13 protein-coding genes are annotated in these 14806 nt (G+C 72.5%); 6 read left to right on the top strand and 7 right to left on the bottom strand.

Annotated elements, in window-relative coordinates; translation table 11 throughout:
- Positions 1-8: 8 nt before the first annotated feature.
- Positions 9-899: a LysR family transcriptional regulator gene (locus tag ACIOC1_RS13955; RefSeq protein ID WP_401854155.1), complete on the bottom strand. Its 891-nt coding sequence runs from the start codon at positions 897-899 to the stop codon at positions 9-11.
- Between the two features lie 96 nt (positions 900-995).
- Between ACIOC1_RS13955 and ACIOC1_RS13950 the strand changes: the two genes are divergently transcribed.
- From ACIOC1_RS13950 to ACIOC1_RS13940, 3 genes are read left to right on the top strand one after another with little or no spacing between them, the layout of a single operon-like run.
- Positions 996-1700 (top strand): succinate dehydrogenase cytochrome b subunit, encoded by a 705-nt coding sequence (locus tag ACIOC1_RS13950; protein ID WP_355346013.1) that lies wholly within the window; start codon positions 996-998, stop codon positions 1698-1700.
- A gap of 5 nt (positions 1701-1705) precedes the next feature.
- Positions 1706-3763, top strand: a complete 2058-nt coding sequence (locus ACIOC1_RS13945) for a fumarate reductase/succinate dehydrogenase flavoprotein subunit (RefSeq protein ID WP_401854151.1) — start codon at positions 1706-1708, stop codon at positions 3761-3763.
- The gene (locus tag ACIOC1_RS13940; protein ID WP_355346019.1) at positions 3760-4509 is read left to right on the top strand and encodes a succinate dehydrogenase/fumarate reductase iron-sulfur subunit; all 750 of its coding nucleotides are present in this window, start codon (positions 3760-3762) and stop codon (positions 4507-4509) included. Before ACIOC1_RS13945 ends, ACIOC1_RS13940 begins: the two co-directional genes overlap by 4 nt.
- Positions 4510-4540: 31 nt before the next feature.
- Here the strand turns inward: ACIOC1_RS13940 and ACIOC1_RS13935 are convergent, their stop codons facing one another.
- Positions 4541-4762 carry a hypothetical protein gene (locus ACIOC1_RS13935; RefSeq protein WP_188282053.1) on the bottom strand — a complete coding sequence of 74 codons (222 nt, stop codon included), beginning with the start codon at positions 4760-4762 and terminating at the stop codon, positions 4541-4543.
- A gap of 192 nt (positions 4763-4954) precedes the next feature.
- Here ACIOC1_RS13935 and ACIOC1_RS13930 point away from each other — a divergent pair, with 192 nt between their 5' ends.
- Complete coding sequence (locus ACIOC1_RS13930; protein ID WP_355346023.1) at positions 4955-5323, top strand: DUF427 domain-containing protein; 369 nt, start codon at positions 4955-4957, stop codon at positions 5321-5323.
- A gap of 90 nt (positions 5324-5413) precedes the next feature.
- Here ACIOC1_RS13930 and ACIOC1_RS13925 read toward each other — a convergent pair whose 3' ends face one another.
- Together ACIOC1_RS13925 and ACIOC1_RS13920 are read right to left on the bottom strand one after the other, a co-directional pair.
- Complete coding sequence (locus ACIOC1_RS13925; protein ID WP_355346026.1) at positions 5414-6265, bottom strand: hypothetical protein; 852 nt, start codon at positions 6263-6265, stop codon at positions 5414-5416.
- Positions 6265-7545: a VWA domain-containing protein gene (locus tag ACIOC1_RS13920; protein ID WP_401854146.1), complete on the bottom strand. Its 1281-nt coding sequence runs from the start codon at positions 7543-7545 to the stop codon at positions 6265-6267. The genes ACIOC1_RS13925 and ACIOC1_RS13920 overlap by 1 nt, the downstream gene beginning before the upstream one ends.
- A 204-nt stretch (positions 7546-7749) precedes the next feature.
- Here ACIOC1_RS13920 and ACIOC1_RS13915 point away from each other — a divergent pair, with 204 nt between their 5' ends.
- On the top strand, positions 7750-8610 hold the full coding sequence (locus ACIOC1_RS13915) for an SCO6745 family protein (protein WP_391045532.1): 861 nt from the start codon (positions 7750-7752) through the stop codon (positions 8608-8610).
- 55 nt (positions 8611-8665) lie between these two features.
- Here ACIOC1_RS13915 and ACIOC1_RS13910 read toward each other — a convergent pair whose 3' ends face one another.
- A complete protein-coding gene (locus ACIOC1_RS13910) occupies positions 8666-9688 on the bottom strand; it encodes a LacI family DNA-binding transcriptional regulator (RefSeq protein ID WP_355346035.1) in 1023 nt (340 codons plus the stop codon).
- Positions 9689-9861: 173 nt separating this feature from the next.
- Here ACIOC1_RS13910 and ACIOC1_RS13905 point away from each other — a divergent pair, with 173 nt between their 5' ends.
- Complete coding sequence (locus tag ACIOC1_RS13905; RefSeq protein ID WP_401722500.1) at positions 9862-11832, top strand: discoidin domain-containing protein; 1971 nt, start codon at positions 9862-9864, stop codon at positions 11830-11832.
- 74 nt (positions 11833-11906) lie between these two features.
- Here ACIOC1_RS13905 and ACIOC1_RS13900 read toward each other — a convergent pair whose 3' ends face one another.
- Positions 11907-13196, bottom strand: coding sequence for a benzoate/H(+) symporter BenE family transporter (locus ACIOC1_RS13900; protein WP_401854143.1), 1290 nt, complete (start codon positions 13194-13196; stop codon positions 11907-11909).
- Positions 13196-14800 (bottom strand): amino acid adenylation domain-containing protein, encoded by a 1605-nt coding sequence (locus tag ACIOC1_RS13895; protein WP_401854140.1) that lies wholly within the window; start codon positions 14798-14800, stop codon positions 13196-13198. Before ACIOC1_RS13895 ends, ACIOC1_RS13900 begins: the two co-directional genes overlap by 1 nt.
- Positions 14801-14806 lie beyond the last annotated feature (6 nt).

Genomic DNA, 14806 nt, shown 5'->3' with positions numbered 1-14806 from the left:
GCGCGGCTTCAGGTCGCCCGGTGGGCCGCGGTCAGAAGGACTTCCTGGAGGACCCGGGCGGCCCGTGGCGGAGCCACGTCACTGCGGTGGGCCAGGGCGATGGTGCGGCGCAGCCCCGGCCGGGCCAGCGGTGTGACCCGCAGGTCGTGACCCGCGCGGGCGGCGACCATGCTGGGGACGACGCCCAGACCGAGTCCGGCCCGCACGAAGCCGAGCACGGCGTCCATCTCGCCGCCCTCGACGGTGAGGTAGGGCTCGAAGCCCGCGGAGCGGCAGGCGGCGAGGGTCAGGTCGCGCAGGTCGTAGCCGTGCCGGAACATCACCATCGGGCGGCCTTCGAGGTCGGCGATCCTGACCGGTGAGCGCGGCGGCTCGGCCGCGGCCGAGGAGATGACGACCAGATCCTCCTGGAAGAGCTCGACGGTGGTCAGGGCGGGCGACGGGTTCGGCAGCGGCAGCACCACCAGCGCCAGGTCGAGGCCGCCGCGCGCCAGCTCCCGTACGAGATCGTGCGACCCGCTCTCCTCGATCAGCAGCCGCACCCCGGGGTGCCGGTCGTGGAAGACGCGCAGCACGTCGGGGAGCAGGCCGGTGCACAGGCTCGGGGTGGCGCCGAGCCGGACCCGGCCGCGCCGCAGCTGAGCCAGTTCCAGCACCTCGTGGCGGGCGGTTTCGGCGTCGGCGAGGATCCGCCGGGCCAGCGGCAGCAGCGCCTCCCCGGCGTCGGTGAGCGCGATGTTGCCGCGCGCCCGGCTGAACAGGGGCGCGCCCAGCTCTGTCTCCAGCGCGCGGATCTGCTGGGACAGCGACGGCTGCGAGACATGCACCCGCTCGGCGGCGCGGGTGAAGTGCCGGGCGTCGGCGACGGCCACGAAGTACGCGAGCTGCTGGAACTGCATGGGTCCCACGATAACCCGGCGATAGGCCCAGGCTATGGACACGAGCCAGATCATGTCTTGGACCACTCGACTCCGGTGACCGTAACGTCTGTGGACATGGCACTGGCAACGCGGACGGACCGACGTCCGTCGATGGCGCGCACGGTCTGGGGCTCGACCGTCGGCAAGAAGACGATCATGGCGGTGAGCGGCCTGATCATGCTGCTGTACCTGGTCGTCCACATGTTCGGCAACCTCAAGATCTTCTTCGGGTCCGGCAGCTTCAACGAGTACGCGCACTGGCTGCGCACCATCGGAGAGCCGTTCCTGCACTACGAGTGGGCGCTGTGGATCATCCGCGTCGTGCTGGTCGCCGCCGTCGTGCTGCACGGCGTGTGCGCGTACCAGCTCAGCCGCCTCGACCGGCGCGCCCGGCCGGTCGCCTACGCCCATCCGCGACCGCGCGCGAGCTACGCCACCCGCACCATGCGCTGGGGCGGCGTGATCCTGCTGCTGTTCATCGTCTGGCACATCCTCGACCTGACCACCGGCACCGTGCAGCGCGGCTTCGTGCCCGGCCACCCGTACCAGAACGTCGTGGCCGCCTTCCACGACTGGTGGAACAACGTCATATACATCGTGGCGATGCTCGCCCTCGGCCTGCACATCAGGCACGGCTTCTGGAGCGCCGCCCAGACCCTCGGCGCGGGCAGCGCCACCCGTGACCGGGTGCTCAAGGCCACCGCGAACGCACTCGCACTGGTGCTGACGGCCGGCTTCATCGCCGTACCCGTCGGCGTCATGACCGGAATCGTGAGCTGACTGACATGCCCGAGACGCCCGAGACGCCCGAGACCCCCGAGACCCCCGACAGCCCCGAGCTTTCCGCGACGACCGCCGCGACCGACGCCGCGCCCGCGCCGTCCGGCTCCGCGCCGTCCGACTACGCGCGGTACGCGACCGGCGAGCCCCTCGCCGACACCAAGGCACCCGAAGGCCCGATCGAGGACCGCTGGGACACCCGCCGCTTCACCGCGAAGCTGGTCAACCCCGCCAACCGCCGCAAGCACACCGTGATCGTCGTCGGCACCGGGCTCGCGGGCGGCTCCGCGGGCGCCACGCTCGCCGAACAGGGCTACCACGTCGTGCAGTTCTGCTACCAGGACTCCCCGCGCCGCGCCCACTCGATCGCCGCGCAGGGCGGCATCAACGCCGCGAAGAACTACCGCAACGACGGCGACTCCGTCCACCGGCTCTTCTACGACACCGTCAAGGGCGGCGACTTCAGGGCCCGCGAGTCCAACGTCCGCCGCCTCGCCCAGATCTCGGTGGAGATCATCGACCAGTGCGTCGCCCAGGGCGTGCCCTTCGCCCGTGAGTACGGCGGCCTGCTCGACACCCGCTCCTTCGGCGGCGTCCAGGTCTCCCGCACCTTCTACGCCCGCGGCCAGACCGGCCAGCAACTGCTGCTCGGCGCCTACCAGGCGCTGTCCCGGCAGATCGCCGCGGGCAACGTCGAGATGCACCCGCGGACCGAAATGCTCGACCTGATCGTCATCGACGGCAGGGCCCGCGGCATCGTCGCCCGCGACCTGATCACCGGCGAGATCCGCAGCCACTTCGCGGACGCCGTGGTGCTGGCCTCCGGCGGCTACGGCAACGTCTTCTACCTGTCGACCAACGCCATGAACTCCAACGCGACCGCCGTCTGGCGGGCGCACCGGCGCGGCGCGTACTTCGCCAACCCCTGCTTCACCCAGATCCACCCCACCTGCATCCCGCGCACCGGCGACCACCAGTCCAAGCTCACGCTGATGAGCGAGTCGCTGCGCAACGACGGCCGGATCTGGGTGCCGCGCACCAAGGGCGACACCCGCCCGCCCGGCGAGATCCCCGAGGACGAGCGCGACTACTACCTGGAGCGGATCTACCCCTCCTTCGGCAACCTCGTACCGCGCGACATCGCCTCCCGCGCCGCGAAGAACGTCTGCGACGAGGGCCGCGGCGTCGGCCCCGGCGGCCAGGGCGTCTACCTGGACTTCGCCGACGCCATCGCGCGGATGGGCCGCAGGGCGGTCGAGGAGAAGTACGGCAACCTCTTCGAGATGTACGCGCGGATCACCGCCGAGGACCCGTACGAGGTCCCGATGCGGATCTACCCGGCCGTGCACTACACGATGGGCGGCCTGTGGGTGGACTACGACCTCCAGACCACCGTGCCCGGCCTCTTCGCGATCGGCGAGGCCAACTTCTCCGACCACGGCGCCAACCGGCTCGGCGCCTCCGCGCTGATGCAGGGCCTGGCCGACGGCTACTTCGTGCTGCCGGCCACCATCAACGACTACCTGGCCCGCCACCCGGGGCGCGAGGAGATCGGCGCCGAACACCCCGTCGTCCAGGAAGTCCTCGCGGAGACCGAGGACCGGCTCAATCTGCTCCTCGCCGTCGACGGCGACCGCACCGCCGACTCCTTCCACCGCGAGATCGGCGAGCTGATGTGGGAGTTCTGCGGGATGGCCAGGACGGAGGAGGGGCTGCGCAAGGCGCTGGACCGGATTCCGCAGATCCGGGACGAATTCTGGCGCCGGATCAAGGTGCCGGGCAGCGGCGCGGAGTTCAACCAGTCGCTGGAGCGCGCCAACCGCGTCGTGGACTACCTGGAGCTGGCCGAGCTGATGTGCCTCGACGCGCTGCACCGCGCCGAGTCCTGCGGCGGCCACTTCCGCGAGGAGTCACAGACCCCGGACGGCGAGGCCGCCCGCCGGGACGAGGAGTTCTCCTACGCCGCCGCGTGGGAGTTCACCCGGACCGGCGGCGCGCCCGTCCTGCACAAGGAAGACCTCGTCTTCGACTACGTCCACCCCACCCAGCGGAGCTACGCATGAAGCTCACCCTGCGCGTCTGGCGCCAGAAGAACACCGAAGCGCCCGGCGCCATGGCCACCTACCAGGTCGACGACGTCTCACCCGACATGTCGTTCCTGGAAATGCTCGACACGCTCAACGAACGGCTCACCGTCGAGGGCGAGGACCCGGTCGCCTTCGACCACGACTGCCGTGAGGGCATCTGCGGCGCGTGCAGCCTGGTGATCAACGGCGACGCGCACGGCCCGGAGCGCACCACGAGCTGCCAGCTCCACATGCGGTCCTTCCGGGACGGCGACACCATCGACGTCGAGCCGTGGCGGGCCGCCGCCTTCCCCGTCGTCCGCGACCTGGTCGTGGACCGCTCGTCGTTCGACCGGATCATCCAGTCCGGCGGCTACGTCAGCGTGCCCACCGGCGCGGCGCCCGAAGCACACGCCACGCCCGTACCCAAGGCCGCCGCCGACTCCGCGTTCGAACACGCCGAGTGCATCGGCTGCGGCGCCTGCGTCGCCGCCTGCCCCAACGGCTCCGCGATGCTCTTCACCTCCGCGAAGGTCAACCACCTCAACGTGCTGCCGCAGGGCGCGCCGGAGCGCGAGACCCGTGTCCTCGACATGGTCGCGCGGATGGACGAGGAGGGATTCGGCGGCTGCACGCTCACGGGGGAGTGCGCCACCGCCTGCCCCAAGGGCATCCCGCTGACCTCGATCACCGCGATGAACAAGGAGTGGCTGCGGGCGGCCCGCAAGGTCCCACGCCGTTAGGAACCTTCGGGGTCCCCACGCCGTTGGAACCTCAGAGGTTGGTGAGCTTGGTGTACGGGCTCATGATGCGCTTCTGGAGCGAGCCGAAGTCGACGATCACCGCGACGCCTTCCTCGACTCCGGTGACCCGGCCGAGGCCGTACACATCGTGGGTGACCCGATTGCCCACGGCGAACTCCTTCGGTGGCGGCGCCACCGGGGCTTTGAAGGGACTGGTGGGCAAAAAGCGCTTCGCTGCATCAGGCTTTGTCATTGTCACCAGTATGCGCCAGTCGGCGGTCCGATTGTCCCGTCGGACGACGCATCTGCGACTACCCGCCAGCCGTCCTTGACCCGTATAGACCTGTCTGTCTACCCTCGGTGGGTATCGCCCAGGACAGGCGGACCGCGGCAGATCCCCCCAGGTCACCTCGGGTCCATCCAGGTTCTACTCACGGAGCCCCCCATGGCACGCACGGTCAAGACACCCGGCCCCGACCACCCCATCACGGTCGAGCCGAACCCGGAGCGCATCGTGGTCAGGGCCGCGGGCAAGGTCATCGCCGACACCACCCACGCCCTGACCCTGCGCGAGGCGGACTACCCGCCGGTGCAGTACATCCCGCTCGCCGACGTCGAGGCCGACGCCCTGCGCCCCACCGAGTCCCAGACGTACTGCCCCTACAAGGGCGACGCCTCCTACTACTCCCTCGTGACCGCGGACGGCGAGATCACCGACGCGGTGTGGACGTACGAGAAGCCGTACGACGCGGTCGGCACGATCGCCGGACACGTCGCCTTCTACCCGCAGCACGTCGAGGTCGCCGCGCGGTAGCGCTCGCGTGGCAGTGGCCGCGTGGCAGCCGTCGCACGCGAGAAAGGAGGGCCCGTCCGGTCGGACGGGCCCTCCTCGCGTGCCGCTGCCTCAGTCCCGGTATCCCACGGGCTCGCGGGGCCGCTCAGGGGTGCGCGGGTCCCGCCGAGACCGGATCGGACCCCGGGCGAGTCGGTGCGCGCCCAGACCGGCCAGAGCGGCCAGCAGACCGCCGCCGCCGGTCCACAGCCAGCGCGGCGACCACCAGGTGCCCGCCCAGCCGTCGCCCGGCGCCACATGCGGCGCGTACGCCGACACCACGGGCGTCACCGAGCCGTCGACCGCCTGCTGCCCCGCCGTGCCCTCCGAGGTGGCCTTCACGGCCGCCTTGACCGGCTGGCCGAGGTCGGCCGCGGGCAGGTCGAGCACGGTCAGCCGCAGGAAGTAGCCGCCGCGCAGCGGATCGTTGGACCAGGTGTCGGCCCACGAGCGGATCGCCCGCAGGTGGCAGACCAGCTCGACCGAGCCCGCGTCGGCCGCCACGGACCTGCTCTGCGCGCCGTATCTGCACGGCTGGCGGCGCCGCAGCCCGTCGTACACATCGAGCTGCCAGGTGGACGCGCCGTGCCGGGCCGCGGTCTCGGGGAAGGTGACGGTGGCCTTCACCGTCACGTTCTGCCCGCTGTCGGCGGGGAACGTCCAGTACAGGTAGTCGCCCGCCGACGCGTCCGCGGTCGCCTCCTGCCCCTGCCGGACGACGGCGGCGGTACGGAAACTCGTCCCCGCCTCCGTCGGCGCGGTGTCGCCGTCGCCGGGAGCGGCCGTACCCGTGCTCGCGCTCGGGTCGGCCGACGGGTCGTCGGCGACCGCGCCGCCCGCGCTCAGGGCCAGCGCCGCGGCGGCCAGCAGCCCCGCCGCGGTGACCGTCAGCAGCCGTACGGCCTTACGTGGTGACGTACGCATCAGACGGTCCTCCCCGTGTTCAGACGCCAGCGGGACACCCAGCCCGACAGCAGGCCGAGGACCGCGCCGGCCACGGCCAGCGTGCCCAGCAGCCACCAGCCGCGCCCGAGGCCGAAGAAGGCCACGTCGGAGGGCTGGTCGGGGGAGTCCACCAGGTCGATGGAGAGCTCCACCGGCAGACCGGGGGTGGTCTTGACCGACGGCGCGGCAGAGAAGGAGTTGCCGACCTGGAGGCAGACCGTCTCCGGCGGGGTGTCGGAGTCCGCGTGCGGCTTGGGGTAGCGGATACCGGCGGACACGACGTCGGTACGGCCGGTGCCGCCCTCGTCGTCCCTGACGATCTCCCGGCCGTGCGTGGTCACGCCACGCAGCAGGACGCCGTAGTTCGCGTTCACCGCGCGGTCGGCGGAGACGCTCACCGAGGCGCGCAGCTCCTGCCCCGGCGGCACGTCCACCCGGTACCAGCGGTTCTCCGAGAACAGCTCGCGGTCGGTGTAGATCCCCGCCTTGAGCTGCGGCGCGTCCGCGCACCGCGCGGCGCCCCGGGTGGCCACCGGGGCCACCACGGCGTCGGTGCTGCGGCCCACCAACTGCTTCACCTTGGTGGTGAGCTGCTGCCGGTGCTGGACGGCGGTGTACGTGCCGCCGGTCGCCTCCGCGATGCACGTCAACTGGTTACGGGTCGAGGAGTCCGGGATCAGGCCCAGCGTGTCGATGACCAGATGGATGCCCTTGGCGGCGATGTCCCGCGCGACGTCGCACGGATTGAGCGGCGCGCAGGTGTCCTCGCCGTCGGTGATCAGCACCAGGCGGCGGGTGCCGTCGCCGCCCTGGAGATCGTCGGCCGCCTTGAGCAGCGCGGGGCCGATCGGCGTCCAGCCGGTGGGCGCCAGCGTCGCCACCGCGGCCTTGGCCTCGGTGCGGTTCAGCGGGCCGACCGGGTAGAGCTGCCGGGTGTCCTTGCACCCGGTCTTGCGGTCGTTGCCCGGATAGTCGGCGCCGAGCGTCCTGATGCCCAGCTCCACGTTCTCCGGCACCGAGTCCAGCACGTCGTCGAACGCCTGCTTCGCGGCGGCCATCCGCGACTGCCCGTCGATGTCCTTCGCCCGCATGGAGCCGCTGACATCGAGCAGCAGTTCCACCTTCGGGGCGGCTTGCGCCGTCGGCGTCGCCGGTGTCGTGGGTTCGTCGGCGACCGCGCTCGCGGGCAGCAGACCGCAAGCCAGGACGACCAGCAGGCCGCAGCCAACTCCGGCCGTCAGTAACCTTCTTATGATCATCGCCGGATCGTAGTGAAGGTAGTGTCAAAACCTGAAGTCGGCCGGTCGGCGGCCGGTGCGGGACCGTGCCAAAGCGGACGGACGGGGACGGACCACGGGCGGGGACGACGCGCGCGCGCCGGGCCGGGGAGCCGCCGGGGCCGCGCGCCGGCAGGTGGTGCGCCGGGGGTGGACGTGCGCGGCGATCTCAGTAAAGTGGCGGATATGACGCTACTGGCCGGTAGGAAATGTTTCCGGGTGCTCGAACCGCTGCACTCGATGGTGTACTTCGCGCCCGAGACGCAGGCGGCGCTGGTCGCGGCCGGGCTGGAGAACAACCGCATGTGCTACTTCGCGGGCCGCGCCGCCGCCCTCGGCCCGGTCGGCCCCGCCGTGGTGACGAGCACCTTCTACAACTTCAGTCCCTCCCTGGTGGCCCGGCACATCCCGCTCGCCTGGACCCTGGCCGCCCCCGAGGACATCACCGCGGCGCGGCTGCGCGCGGTCGACGCCGTACAGCGCCGTCTGCTCGGCGACGCCGTCGACTCCCCGGAGATGGCCGAGGCCGCCGAACTCGCCCAGCGGGCCGCCGAGGCGTGCACCGGCGGCGACCGTATCCTCTACGCCGCCCACGCGGCCCTGCCGTCGCCGAAGGAGCCGCACCTGGCCTTCTGGCACGCCACCACGCTGCTGCGCGAGTACCGCGGCGACGGACACCTCGCCGTCCTGCTCTGCGCCGAACTCGACGGCCTGGAAGCCCTCGTCACCCACACCGCGACCGGCAAGGGCTTCCTGCCGGGCTTCGCCAGGACCCACCGCGGCTGGAGCGAGCAGGAGTGGGACGCGGCCGTCGCCCGGCTGCGCGACCGCGGCCTTCTCGACGCCGACGGCTCGCTCACCGACCAGGGTGTCGAACTGCGCCGCCACATCGAGTCCGAGACCGACCGTCTCGGCCGCGCCCCCTACGAGCACCTCGGCGAGGCCGGCACCGCCCGTCTGACCGAGATCGCCCAGGGCCTCACCATGCGCGCGCTGGCCGCGGGCGCCTTCCCCGAGGGCGTCTTCGCGACCGGCCCCAAGCGCTGACGCACCTGTCGCCGACTCCGGGCGGCCCACCGGCCCCGGACGTCCTCCCCCCGCGTCAGCGGGGAGGCGTCGGGGCCGGGCCCGTCGAGCCGCGGACCACCAGGTGGGTGGCCAGTTCGACGTGGAGGGTGTCGACCGTGTGGCGGTCCAGGAGCCGCATCAGCAGGGAGACCGCCATCCGGCCCATCTCTTCGAGCGGCTGGCGGACGGTGGTGAGGCGGGGCACGGTGCTGCGGCTGAGGTCGATGTCGTCGAAGCCGGTGATGGAGAGGTCCTCGGGGACGCGCAGGCCGCGTTCGTAGGCGGCGCGCAGCGCGCCGACGGCGGCCTTGTCGTTGAACGCGACCAGCGCGGTCGGGGGTTGGGGGAGGTCGAGGAGTTCGCAGGCGGCCCCGTAGCCCCAGTCGGCGGTCGGCTCGATGCTGCGCAGGAGTTCGGGGGAGGGCAGCACCCCGGCGTCGGCGAGGGCCGAAGTGTGGCCCGCGAGACGGGACTTGCTGGCGAGCCAGTCGCCCGGTCCGCCGATGACGCCGATCCGGCGGTGGCCGAACTCCACCAGGTGCGCGGTGACACTGCGGGCCGCGGCGAGGTTGGCGGCCGAGACCGAGGCGATGTCACGGGGGAGCGGGGTGCGCGGGTCGACGACCACGAAGGGGAAGTCCTGGGCCCGCAGGACCTCCAACTCCCTTTCCGGCTCGGGCGGGACGATGAGGATCGCGCCCGCGATGCCCGGGTCGCCCGGCAGCCCCGGCAGCACCTGGACCTCGCGCGCCGCGTCGCCCGCGCTGAGCACCACGCGCCTGCCGTGCAGGTCCAGCGTCTCGGCGATCGAGGAGACGATCACACCGAAGTAGTCGGTGAGGACATACGGGCAGCGCACGTAGATCGCGCCGTCCGCCGCGCCGCGCCGGACGGGGGCCGGCGCCCCCAGCCGTTCGACCGCCCGGCGGACCAGCGCCTGGGTGTCGGGGGCCACGTTGGCCTGTCCTGTCATGACCCGCGACACGGTGGCGATGGAGACGCCCGCCTCCGCCGCGATGGCGCGGACCGTCACGCGGGTGCCCGGTGACCTAGCCAACTGTTACACCCGTTCGTTTCATGTGCGCAGCTTAGCGCCCCGACCCATCAGGGTCACGGCAGGATCGGTACAAGGCATTGACAGCGCACGCCGCCGACCGCTTACCTGATTTTCGCCACGGTTCCAGAAAATGTTTCATTCCGTTTCAGAATGAGTGCTGCCCGAGGAGAACGATGAGGAGACGCGCCGTAGGTGCCGCCGCTGCCACAGCCGCCGCACTCTGCCTGGCCTGCGTACCGGCCGCCCAGACGGCCGCCGTCACCCCGACGGCCGCCACCGCGGCCTCCCCCTCCCGCCCGGCGCCGCCACCCCGCGCCCAGGTGTGGCTGACCACGGCCGACGGCGCCCAGGAACTACGGCAGCAGGCGCCGGTCGACTTCGGCCGGGGACCGTCCGACCTCACCACCATCACCGTCGACCCGAACCAGAGCTACCAGAGCGTGGACGGCTTCGGCGGCGCGCTCACCGACTCCTCGGCCGCCGTCCTGAGCCGACTGCCGCGCACGACGCGGGACTCCGCGATGCGGCAGCTCTTCGACCCCGCCCGCGGCATCGGCGTCAGCTTCCTGCGCCAGCCCATCGGCTCCTCCGACTTCACGGCCGCCGCCGCCCACTACACCTACGACGACATGCCCGCGGGGCAGACCGACTTCGCGCTGCGCCACTTCAGCATCGCGCACGACCAGCGGCAGATCCTGCCGCTGCTGCGCCAGGCGAAGCGGCTCAACCCCCGGCTCACCGTCATGGCCACGCCCTGGAGCCCGCCCGCGTGGATGAAGGACGGCGACTCGCTGGTCGGCGGCCACCTCAAGGACGACCCGAAGGTCTACGACGCCTACGCCCGCTACCTGGTGAAGTTCGTCCAGGCGTACGCGGCGGCGGGCGTGCCCGTCGACTACCTGACGGTGCAGAACGAGCCGCAGAACCGTAAGCCCTCCGCGTACCCCGGCACCGACCTGCCCGTGCAGGCGCAGGTCAAGGTGATCGAGGCGCTGGGACCGCTGCTGCACCGGGCCAGCCCGCGCACCAAGATCCTCGCCTACGACCACAACTGGACCACGCACCCCGACGACATCAAGACCGCCGAGCAGATGGGCGAGGACCCGCAGACCGACTACCCGTACGAGGTGCTGGACAGCCCGGCCGCCCGGTGGATCGCGGGCACCGCCTACCACTGCTACTCGGGCGACCCCAGCGCGCAGAGCGCGCTGCACGACGCGCACCCCGACAAGGGCATCTGGTTCACGGAGTGCTCCGGCTCGCACGGCGCGACCGACACGCCCGCGCAGATCTTCCGCGGCACGCTGACCTGGCACGCGCGCACGATCACCGTCGGCACCACGCGCAACTGGGCGAAGTCCGTCGCCGACTGGAACCTCGCGCTGGACGCCGACGGCGGCCCGCACAACGGCGGCTGCGACACCTGCACCGCCCTGCTGACCGTCCAGCCGGACGGCACGGTCACCCGCAGCGCCGAGTTCTTCACCATCGGCCACCTGTCGAAGTTCGTCCGGCCGGGCGCGGTACGGATCGGCAGCACCAACTACGGCACGACCGGCTGGAACGGCCAGCTCACCGATGTCGCCTTCCGCAACCCCGACGGCTCCACCGCGCTCGTCGTGCACAACGAGAACGACGACCCGCGCTCCTTCGCCGTCGCCGTCGGCGACCGGACCTTCGCATACTCCCTGCCCGGCGGTGCGCTGGCGACCTTCACGTGGCCCAGGTCGGCTGATCTGACCAGCCGGTCGCACGCGGTGCCGCTGAACGGCGCGAGCGCCACCTCCCAGCCCGCCGGGCAGGGCGCCCCCGACCTCGCGATCGACGCCGACGGCTCGACCCGCTGGTCCAGCGGCGCGGCCCAGACCCCCGGTCAGTACGTGCAGATCGACCTCAAGAAGCGCACCGCGTTCTCCCGCGTCGCCGTCGACAGCGGCGACAACCTCGGCGACTACGCCCGCGGCTGGCAGATCTCGACCAGCGACGACGCCGTCACCTGGCGGACGGCCGCCGCCGGTACGGGAACCGGGCAGCTCACCGTCGCCGACCTGCCCCGTACGACCACGGCACGCTATGTGCGCGTCACATCGACGGGCACGGCGGCCAACTGGTGGAGCCTGGCCGATCTGCGGCTCTACCGCTGAGCCGAGGCGTTCAGACCCGACGCGTCACCCCGGGGCAGCCGCGACCTCCTGGAGGTCGCGGCTGCCGCCGCGTGTCACGCGTCCGTCTCCGGTACGGGACGCGCCGCCGCTTCCGGCCCGGCGTCCGCCGCTGCCGCCCGCTCCGTCCGGCGTGCCTGCCACTGCCGCGTCGCGTACAGCGCGCCGCCCGCGCCCAGGCCCCAGAAGGCGCCGCTGACGCCGAAGAAGGTCACGCCCGAGACGGTGACGACGAGCGTGACGACCGCCGACTCGCGGTGGTCGGCGTCGGCCATCGCGCCGGTCAGGGAATTGCCGAGGGCGCCGAGCAGCGCGAGTCCCGCGACGGCCTCGATGACATTGGGCGGTGAGGCGTTGACGAAGGCGACCGCCGCCGCCGCGCCCAGGCCCAGCAGGATGTACGCGCCGCCGGCGACGACCGCGGCCCGGTACCGCTTGCGCGGGTCGGGCCCCGCCTCCTCGCCCGCGCACAGCGCGGCGGTGATCGCCGCCAGGTTGACCGCGTGCCCGCCGAAGGGCGCCGACAGCAGGCTGAAGACGCCGGTCCAGCCGAACAGCGGCCCCGGCTCCGGGTGGTAGCCGTTGACATTGAGCACCGCGATGCCGGGGATGTTCTGCGACGCCATCGTCACCACGTACAGCGGCAGCGCGATGCCGATCACCGCGGAGGCGGTGAAGTGCGGGGTGACCAGCACCGGGTGCGGCCACAGCGGGCCGAGCGCGGCCGTGTCGATGTGCGTGGTGGCGGCGATCAGGACGACGGCCACGACCACCGCGGCGGGCACCGCGTACAGCTTCCGGACACTGCCGACGACCGCCCAGGCGAGGATCACACCGAGGCCCACCGCCGGGTCGGACTTGACCGCGTGCGCCGGAGCCAGGCACAGCGGCAGCAGGATGCCCGCGAGCATCGCGTTCGCCAGCGGCTTCGGGATCGCCGAGACCCACCGGCCGAGGGGCTTCCACAGCCCGGAGATCACGACGAGCACCCCCGTGAGCAGGAACGCGCCCACGGCCGCCGCGAATCCGCCGTGCGTACCCGCGGAGCCCGCCAGCAGCGCCGCGCCCGGCGTCGACCAGGCGATGCTGATCGGCAGCCGGGAGCGCAGGCTCAGGTAGATCGCGCACAGGCCCATCGCCACGCACAGCGCCATCAGTCCCGACGCGGCCTCGGCGTGCGACGCGCCGACCTTGCTGAGCCCTTCGAGCACCACCGCGAAGGAGCTGGAGAAGCCGACGAAGGCGGCGATCAGGCCCGCCGTCGAGGCCCGGAAGAGGCCGGAGCGCGCGGAGTCACCGCCGGGCTCGTCCCGGACGGGCTCCGGGGCGGTGGTGCGGACGGGCATCAGGTCTCCTCCGGGGCCGGCCGGCGCGCGTGGGCGGCGAGCAGGGCCGTGCGGTCGATCTTGCCGCTGGCGGTCAACGGCAGGGTGTCACAGAGCTGGATGCGGGCCGGGACCATGAAGCCGGGCAGCAGCGCGCGCAGATGGGCGCGGAGCGCCTGCGGGGTGCAGGCCGGGTCGTCGGTGACGACGAACGCCCACACCGGCTTCTCGCCGCGGGCGCTCGCGGTGACGAAGCTGCGCCGGACGGCCGGGTGCCGGTCCAGATGGTGGGCGATCTCGCCCAGTTCGATGCGGTAGCCGTTCACCTTCACCTGGTCGTCCCTGCGGCCGTGGAACACCGCCGCGCCGTCCGCCCGCAGATGCCCGTAGTCGCCCGTCCGGTACAGCCGTTCGCGTACGCCGTCGACCTCGCGCTCCACGAACAGCCGGGCGGTCAGCTCCGGCATCCCCAGATATCCGGGCGACAGACCGTCCCCCGCCAGCCAGATCTCGCCCGGCCGCCCCGGCTCGCACAGCTCACCGCCGTCGTCGCCGTCCGTGTCGATCACGTACAGCCGGGTGTTCTGGATCGGCCGGCCGATCGGCAGTTCCGCCGCGTCGGCGGGGAGCGCGTCGACCCGGTGGTACGTGGCGAAGGTGGTCGACTCGGTCGGTCCGTAGACGTGCACCAGGCGGCCGGGGCCGTAGCGGCGTACGGCCTGCGCCAGCCGCGGCACCGAGGCGCGCTCGCCGCCGGTCAGCACGGTGGCCACCGTGTCGAGGGCTTCGGGCGCCTCGTCCAGCACGGAGTTGAACAGCGCCGTGGTCAGGAACAGCACATTGACCCGGCTCTCGCGCAGCACCCGCCCCAGCTTCGACAGGCTCAGCCGCGCGTCGGGGTAGAGCACGCAGGTGCCGCCGGTCAGCAGCGCGCCCCAGATCTCGAAGGTCGCCGCGTCGAAGGTCACCGGCGCCAGTTGCAGCAGCCTGCCGCCCTCGCCGAGCCGGGCGTAGCGGGCGCCGGACACCAGCCGGACCACACCGCGGTGCCGGACCGGCACCCCCTTGGGGCGGCCGGTCGAACCCGAGGTGAAGTTGACGTACGCGACGGCGTCGCCCGTGACCTCGACCTCCGGGCCGCGCTCGCTCTCCGCGACACCGCCCCGCGTCACCGGGACGGTCCGGCAGCCGTCGAGCCGGTCGGCCAGCTCCGCCGGCCGGTCGGTGAGCACCCACCGGCAGTCGGCGTCCGACAGCAGCGCGCGCAGCCGCTCGTCCGGCCAGGACGCGTCGAACGGCAGGTAGCAGCCGCCGCATTTGAGGACGGCGAGCAGTGCGACGACCAGTTCGGGAGAGCGGTCGAGGCACACCCCGACGGTCGCGCCCGGCGGGAGTCCGCGCGCCAGCAGGTCACGGGCGAGGCCGTTGGCGAGGCGGTCGAGCTGCCCGTAGCCGACCGTGCGCGCGCCCTGTTCGACCGCGGGCGCTTCTGGCCGCAGCCGCGCGCGCTCCTCGAACAGCGCGGGCACACCGCTGTCGCGCGGATAGCCGACCGCCGTGGCGTTGATCTGCCGGTGCGCGGCCAGGGCCGCCTCGGACGCGGTCACCCGGCGCAGCGCCGACACCTCCGG

It is taken from the genome of Streptomyces sp. NPDC088197, from assembly GCF_044741185.1.
GTDB lineage: Bacteria > Actinomycetota > Actinomycetes > Streptomycetales > Streptomycetaceae > Actinacidiphila.
This window is presented reverse-complemented; position numbering and strand designations above follow the sequence as displayed.

Coding starts and splice junctions, on each gene's coding strand:
- ACIOC1_RS13920 (WP_401854146.1), bottom strand. CDS start 7,545: ATGATCATAAGAAGGTTACTGACGGCCGGAGTTGGCTGCGGCCTGCTG.
- ACIOC1_RS13945 (WP_401854151.1), top strand. CDS start 1,706: ATGCCCGAGACGCCCGAGACGCCCGAGACCCCCGAGACCCCCGACAGC.
- ACIOC1_RS13900 (WP_401854143.1), bottom strand. CDS start 13,196: ATGCCCGTCCGCACCACCGCCCCGGAGCCCGTCCGGGACGAGCCCGGC.
- ACIOC1_RS13940 (WP_355346019.1), top strand. CDS start 3,760: ATGAAGCTCACCCTGCGCGTCTGGCGCCAGAAGAACACCGAAGCGCCC.
- ACIOC1_RS13915 (WP_391045532.1), top strand. CDS start 7,750: ATGACGCTACTGGCCGGTAGGAAATGTTTCCGGGTGCTCGAACCGCTG.
- ACIOC1_RS13905 (WP_401722500.1), top strand. CDS start 9,862: ATGAGGAGACGCGCCGTAGGTGCCGCCGCTGCCACAGCCGCCGCACTC.
- ACIOC1_RS13950 (WP_355346013.1), top strand. CDS start 996: ATGGCACTGGCAACGCGGACGGACCGACGTCCGTCGATGGCGCGCACG.
- ACIOC1_RS13930 (WP_355346023.1), top strand. CDS start 4,955: ATGGCACGCACGGTCAAGACACCCGGCCCCGACCACCCCATCACGGTC.
- ACIOC1_RS13935 (WP_188282053.1), bottom strand. CDS start 4,762: ATGACAAAGCCTGATGCAGCGAAGCGCTTTTTGCCCACCAGTCCCTTC.
- ACIOC1_RS13955 (WP_401854155.1), bottom strand. CDS start 899: ATGCAGTTCCAGCAGCTCGCGTACTTCGTGGCCGTCGCCGACGCCCGG.
- ACIOC1_RS13925 (WP_355346026.1), bottom strand. CDS start 6,265: ATGCGTACGTCACCACGTAAGGCCGTACGGCTGCTGACGGTCACCGCG.